Annotated in this window: 5 protein-coding genes and 1 pseudogene; 5 read left to right on the top strand and 1 reads right to left on the bottom strand. The window is 38.5% G+C overall.

The window, feature by feature from the left end:
• The 5 genes and pseudogenes from LC608_RS35860 to LC608_RS35840 form a co-directional block, all read left to right on the top strand.
• Nucleotides 1-224 (top strand): annotated as a pseudogene (locus LC608_RS35860) (hypothetical protein); the annotation flags it as partial.
• 159 nt (nucleotides 225-383) lie between these two features.
• Nucleotides 384-2,201 carry a type IV secretory system conjugative DNA transfer family protein gene (locus LC608_RS35855; RefSeq protein ID WP_229558052.1) on the top strand — a complete coding sequence of 606 codons (1,818 nt, stop codon included), beginning with the start codon at nucleotides 384-386 and terminating at the stop codon, nucleotides 2,199-2,201.
• Entirely contained in the window at nucleotides 2,191-2,706 is a 516-nt protein-coding gene (locus LC608_RS35850; RefSeq protein WP_229558051.1) for a relaxase/mobilization nuclease domain-containing protein, read from the top strand. Before LC608_RS35855 ends, LC608_RS35850 begins: the two co-directional genes overlap by 11 nt.
• 25 nt (nucleotides 2,707-2,731) lie before the next feature.
• On the top strand, nucleotides 2,732-3,142 hold the full coding sequence (locus tag LC608_RS35845) for a hypothetical protein (protein WP_229558050.1): 411 nt from the start codon (nucleotides 2,732-2,734) through the stop codon (nucleotides 3,140-3,142).
• 1 nt (nucleotide 3,143) lies between these two features.
• Complete coding sequence (locus LC608_RS35840) at nucleotides 3,144-5,585, top strand: DUF3854 domain-containing protein (RefSeq protein WP_229558049.1); 2,442 nt, start codon at nucleotides 3,144-3,146, stop codon at nucleotides 5,583-5,585.
• Nucleotides 5,586-6,155: 570 nt separating this feature from the next.
• Here the strand turns inward: LC608_RS35840 and LC608_RS35835 are convergent.
• On the bottom strand, nucleotides 6,156-6,727 hold a 572-nt coding region (locus LC608_RS35835; RefSeq protein ID WP_229558048.1), incomplete at its 5' end, for a cell wall metabolism sensor histidine kinase WalK.

The raw sequence follows: 6,727 nt of genomic DNA, 5'->3' as shown, positions 1-6,727 counted from the left end.
AGCCAACTGGTCGTCATCCCTTTGGTAAATCATTTAAACAAGTTGTTTGGGATATAGATGAATCAAGCGGTTCCGTTAACACTGCTATGTTTTTCCGTTTCTGCAAGAATATTCCCTTTGTTGGTCGCACTTGTACCCCCTATTTTATCGGGCCAGTGCCATTCATTACTTACCATGAAAAAGACCCAATTATTTTTGGTAGTCCTTCTACTGTTCCTGATTAACTATTCTTACCAAAAAGGGAGAAAGGGTAAAGGAAAAACTAAAAACCAATTAAGAATACTTACAAATCTAACTCTTTCCCCTACATCCTGTCCGTCACAAGGGTTTTACGCCTACAAGCGTGCTATTCCCCATTCCCCATTCCCCTTCTTCTTCATGTGATGAGCAATAATCTGACTACTTCTGCAAACAACCAACCATTTCATTTTGAACAGTTACAAAATCCACATAGCGACATTGGCAAGTACACTCATCATTTATTTACACCCAGTGGATTAGCAATTATAAGTATGTTGGGTGCTTACATTTTAATGAGAGTATTTTTTGGCGATGGCAGTAATAAAAAGAAGATTGCTACTAGCTATTGGGGAGGAAGAAAGGAGAATAATACAGCTAAGAAAAAAGCATTGCAACAGATACAATCTCCTCGGTGTGATAGTGTAGCTTTGTATATTGGTAAACATCAATTCAAAGGTACAAAAAAACAAAGTGGTAGTGGAGGTGTACCGATTTATGTACCAGAAGTGCAAAGGGGAACTGCTGCTATTGGCGCGCCCGGAAGTGGGAAGACTTTTAGTGCCATTAACCCCATGTTATTTTCCGCAATTGACCAAGGTTTTCCTATTTTACTGTATGACTTTAAATACCCATCTCAGGCGAAAATCGCTGCTTATGCTAAAGTTCTTGGCTACGATGTTCATATTTTTGCCCCTGGTTTTCCCGAATCAGAAGTTTGTAATCCTCTAGATTTTTTAAGAGATTCTTCTGACGCTGAAAACGCTCGGCAGATTGCCACGGTCATCAATAAAAACTTCCGCATTCTGAATAATTCTAATGAAGATGGATTTTTCGGCCCGTCTGGGGATCAGTTAACCCAAGCTGTATTGATGTTAACCAAAGAATTTGGAGATAGAGCAGATGTCATGACCAGTGCTGCCATCTTGTCTAGTGAGCAGATGATTGCGCGGTTAATGTCTGCTAATCTCAACCCTTGGGTCAAGATTGCCTTTGGTCAGTTGTTCAGTTCCGCCGCAAGTGAGAAAACTGTTGCTGGCATTGTTGCCACAGCTAGTATCATGTTTACCCGCTTCATGGCCAAAAACACACTGGGTTGCTTTATTGGTAAAACGACTTTACCACTCTCAATCAAGGGTAAACAAATGATTATCTTTGGTTTAGACAGAGAGCGCCGCGATGCTGTTGCACCCTTGATGACTAGCGTTCTCCACATGACCATCGCCCGAAATATAGCCAAAAAACGCTTAGATCCGTTAATAGTTGCATTGGATGAATTACCTTCCTTGTATCTGCCCGATTTATTCAGATGGTTAAATGAATCACGAAGTGAGGGTTTCTGCGGCATCCTCGGCTGGCAGAATATGGGGCAGTTGGAAAAGAATTATGGTCGGGAAGTTGCTAAGACTATCCTTGGTGCTTGCAGTACGAAATTTATTTTTAATCCTGGAGAGAACGAATCAGCACAATTGTTTTCTTCGTTTCTGGGAGATGAAGAAATTAGGTACAAACACAAAAGCCGTTCTACTGGTGGTGGAAAGAGCAATAATACCATTAGCGATCAAGAGAAAACTAAAAAGCTCTTTGAGTCCGCCCAGTTTTTGAAGCTCCCAGCTGGGAAGTGTGTTTTTATCAATCCTGCATACTCCAATACAAAAGAGGGGTCTGTTCCTCAGTTAAAAAGCATCAATATTCCTCAATTTCTCCGCGATATCGACAGATACAACGAAAAAAAATGGAAGCCAGTTGTCAGTAGATTAGCTCGCAGAAGTACCCAAAGATATCCGACTCAGCACGACTTAGATTTGAGGGTGGATGAAGTCAATAAGCATTTCCCTTTACCTGTCAAACAAGACAACAATCCTAACAATAAAGTTTTAAGTGTTGGAGAAATTAAATCAATTCTAGACAAAGATACTCAGATTCCAATTCCAGGGATAGTAAACAATGAGAATGATGATTAAAGAATATGCTCTTTCTGATTTTGAGATAATTAACCAATTAATGCAGACATTGACCATTCATTCCGGTCATCTTGTTAACATTCATGCTCCCGCTTGGATAATTAATAGTTATCAAGTTTTTAGCAAGCAAAGACCAAGATTGAAAAAGGTCGGAATTTATGTTCATATTACTTTGAAAAGTTTCCCAATTACTCTATCCTCAGATGTTTCTGAACAAATTCTCAATGAATATATCCAAGGTATCGGCTGGGATGATTTACAATATGTCACTTTCTTAAAATTTCATCAAGACTCTTTAGAATTTCATCTTATTTTTAATCGCGTGATGGCATCGGGGGAAGTGATTGATTTAAATTGTCTCGGTGCTAAACCACAGCAGTATGACGTTTTACAAAAATCTTTAATAAATATTATCAAGTCAGGCACTAGGCAGGAAGTAGAAGTCAGAAGTCAGAATGGGCGTTTACCCCATTCTGACTCCAGCAAGAACTGCCTCCTTCAATAAAACAACATGGGAACTGAGGTGAAATATGTTTGATGAACGGCATTTACAACTGGTTTCCAATTATGCTAAAAGCAGCAATTATTTTGCCATAAATGTCATAGCACCTTTAATAAAATATGTTTGCGCTGACACTGTAGAACAATGGAATAAAAGAGCAAGAATTGAACTTGGAAAAGATACTTATGCTCTTAACCTTGATGAAGGTGGAGGTTATTCTTGGACAAAAGTTGATCCAAAAACTAATAATTTTGTAACAGTAGACCCAGATGAAGCTAAAGAAGTTGAAAAAATTGTCGAACAATCTTTAGCAAATACAAACGCTCCTCAGCATTCGCCAGCTTCTACAGAATCATTATCAACGAATACATCTATAACCGACTCCAGGACAAACAACTCTTTAACCTCTGATGATTCTCGCTCCCAAATAGAGTTCTAATATGGATGAATTCGTTAATTTACGCCCAAATCATATCGAGCCTAAACACTGGCATGAACTGGTAGTTGATAGCGCCATTCATCCGATTATTGCCTCTGCTAATTTTACGTCTTTATATTATGATTCCATAGAGCAGTCCCATGAATCTTGGGAATACTTAATGTATAGTGACCAGATTGGGCGTAAAAATGCTGGTCGCTTAGGTAATAAAACTCTCCAAGTTTACGCATATCTTGATTCTACTGATGGTTGGTGGTGCAATGGTGGTGTTGACCCCCGCACTTTCTGTGATTTACAACCTGGGGATAAACCAAAAGAGAAACTTTGGGGCTGTTACAAGCCTGATTCTCCTAGACCAGATCCTCAAAAACCTGGGAAATTTATTAAATATGAACATCCCTACAAAGCTGAACTTAGTATCTTCTTATTAGAAGTACCAAAAAATATTGCTGAAATGATTTACATGAAAGCTGGCGTTAATCCAAGCGCCAGCGATCGCCAATCAGGTTTCTGGTTTTCTGTGTGGAAACACAATATACCAGTAACCATTGCTGAAGGCGCTAAGAAAGCTGCTAGTATTTTGACTCAAGGTGATGCTGCCATCGGCTTGCCAGGGGTTAATGCTGCATATCGCTCTAAAGATGACCAAGGTTATCCAATTGAGAGCAAATTACGCTCCGAAATTGCCATGTTTGCCACTCCAGACAGAGAAATTAGAATCTGCTTTGACCATGATTCCAAAAGTAAAACTCAAGTCAACGTCGGTAAAGCTTTGATTAAAACTAGTCAACTTTTGCTCAATCATGGGGCTGCTGTCAAAATAATCACTTTACCCGGGCCAGAAAAAGGTATTGACGATTTGATTGCAGCACTTGGCGCAGCTGCTTATGAAAAGCTCAAAGCCTTGGCGGTTTCTTTTGAAGATTGGCAGCAAAATAACCCTTTACCTGACCTGCGACAATTTATTTTTCTCAAAAATGGACAAGAGTTAAAGCTTAAGAGTGCGGAGAGTGCGAAGAGTGTGGAGAGTGTGGAGAGTGTGGAGAGTGTGGGGGGAAGCGAGATTCTCCTCACACCTTCTACAACTCCCACACCTCCTCTACCTCCTCTACCTCCCCTACCTCCCCTACGTCCTCTATCTCCTTTATCCCGTACTCACCCTCTGTATGCTGCTATCAAATCTATACAAGTACAACAGGCATCATTAACCCAGCAAACAGAGTCAAAAATTGCAGATTTTCCACAAACTAATTCCCAAACAAATGATCCAGTAATTATTCCCGAAGCCTCTCTGACTCCCCTGCGTCCTCTATCTCCTTTATCCCGTACTCGCCCTCTGTATGCTGCTATTATCAAATCCATACGAATACAACAAGCATTATTAACCCAACAGATAGAGTCAAAAATTGCGCCTCGTTTGCAAACTAATTCCCAAACAAATAATCAAGTAATTATTCCCGAAGCCCCTCAATCCCAAGTTAGTCCGCCTTCAGAACAGAGCAGCACTCATAACTCACAAAACACGGAATCAATATCAGTCGATGAATTAGACGAATTAGATGAATTAGACCTATTGAAACGCCGTCGTCGCCAATCCGAAATTATTTCTGACACCATAGAGGATAACAAAACTTTTGTTGAAAAACCCTCTAATCTTAACAAGGATTCTTTTGAATCTAGCAGCATACCTACTGGTAACAGTTGGGTCAATATCAAACAGGTAACAGTTTATAAACAAACAATTCCTCGAAGGTTTTTAGAAGCTAAACAAAATCAAGACATTGCTTTTGCTGCCAGAGAGCTTATCAAGAATTATGGCGTTCAACAAGATGATGGCTCTACAGTTTATCGTGCCGATGCTTTTCTTATTAAAAAGAAGAAATCTACTTATAGTATTCATCGTCCTCAAGCGACAAACTTAGATAATCCAATTATGGAGTTTGAAGCCTCACAATATCATATTAATATTACTCAAAAACCTTTAGATAATTTTTTACCTATAGAACGCCAGGAGTTTTTAACGGTTGCAGATACCTTAAAGCAAGGTAAAGAGCTACCCTCCCTCGATGAAGACCCCAGGAGAATTGCTAACAGTCTAAGCTCCCTTTCTCCTGATGGCACTCATAAAATACTTGAAAGTTTTAAATCTTTAGAAGTTTTAAGAATACTTACAAGTACCCTAGAAGCCTTTAACTCTCACGATTTAGAATTAGGTAATTATCGCATTACTTATACTCCTAATGATGAAAATAGTGGTGATATCAAGCTTTTAAAAACTGAACATAACGGAACTACGAGAGTTGCTGTACACCTAGAATTGAGCCGTACTGATGAAGAAATGAGTCATCAAGTTCACTCTATGGCTATTAACTCATTAGAAATTGACAAACTCCGCCTGCTGGCAACTAAACTTCAAATCCCAACAATAGCAAAAAGTCCCTGATTCCTGCCGTTGTTCAAACTATCATTGCTAAAGGTCAAGATACTAAAAATGAAGGCCGCGTTTATGAAGGCGTTCTTTATAGACTTCAATTACTCATTAAAGAAGGTATACAGTTTATCAATATTAACCGCAAAACCCAATCCAATCAAAAAGCTTTTGCTGCATATAAAGACCACACTAACGAGTTTACAATTACCTCCAATAACCTCTCAAATGAAGAAGCACAAAAAATTGTTGCTTTTAATCAGCAGCGAATTGCAAAACAACAAGTTCAACCTCCTATTCAAACTAATAAAAATCAGGAATTTTCTTTTGACAAAGATGATAATCCCGATCTAGGAGATTAGGCGCATTCAACTAAAATACCCCATGACTAATCCAAATATAAATCCACTGATTAAGAGATACCGTCTTAATATTGGATTTATTTTCACAAAAGGAGCAATTATTGTTGCAAGAAATATGTAAAATGTGGCTTCAAATATATCAGTGCTGAATGTGATAACGGCAGCAATAAACAGCCCACCAAATATCAAACATCCAACTACATACTCTATCTTGTCCCATAGCTTAGTGTCGTCCAGGTAGCGCATGAGCCTGACCAATTTTTATGAACATCGTATCATCTAAGCCGTAAGGTTTATCCTTTTTGTAGGAAAATATTACTGTAAATGTTGTGCCTTTACCAACTATCGAATCTACGGATAGCCTTAGTCCATGAGAAGAAGCTACCATTAAGGCAATATATAACCCTAGTCCCGAACCAGATGAGTCCACGTTTGTACTAGCCTCAGTGCGGAAAAAAGGTAAAAATATATTTGCCAGTTCTTCTGACTTAATACCAATCCCAGTATCTTCAATTAATACCGTTAAATCATTACCCTGGTTAACAAGCTTCAAAAACACATCACCAGTTTTTGTATATTGTAATGCGTTTTTTACCAAATTTGATATCATCCGATAAATATGTATTGCATCTCCATTTACCTTTGTTCCATATTTATATTCTTCACATATTTCGGAGTGCAACTTTAAGCCATTTGATTTTGCTAACGGCAAATATTCTTGATATACATTATTCAATAAATCGCAAATATCAAATTCACCTATCCCAGATGGATTTACCCCTATAAATCTATCTA

It is taken from the genome of Nostoc sp. XA010 (assembly GCF_020829625.1).
Classification (GTDB): domain Bacteria; phylum Cyanobacteriota; class Cyanobacteriia; order Cyanobacteriales; family Nostocaceae; genus Nostoc.
The sequence above is the reverse complement of the archived record's forward strand: the minus strand, read 5'-3'. Positions and strand labels throughout refer to the sequence as shown.

What these genes read in the sequence shown, in the direction of transcription:
- LC608_RS35855 (WP_229558052.1), top strand. Translation starts at nt 384, where the DNA reads ATGAGCAATAATCTGACTACTTCTGCAAACAACCAACCATTTCATTTT.
- LC608_RS35850 (WP_229558051.1), top strand. Translation starts at nt 2,191, where the DNA reads ATGATGATTAAAGAATATGCTCTTTCTGATTTTGAGATAATTAACCAA.
- LC608_RS35845 (WP_229558050.1), top strand. Translation starts at nt 2,732, where the DNA reads ATGTTTGATGAACGGCATTTACAACTGGTTTCCAATTATGCTAAAAGC.
- LC608_RS35840 (WP_229558049.1), top strand. Translation starts at nt 3,144, where the DNA reads ATGGATGAATTCGTTAATTTACGCCCAAATCATATCGAGCCTAAACAC.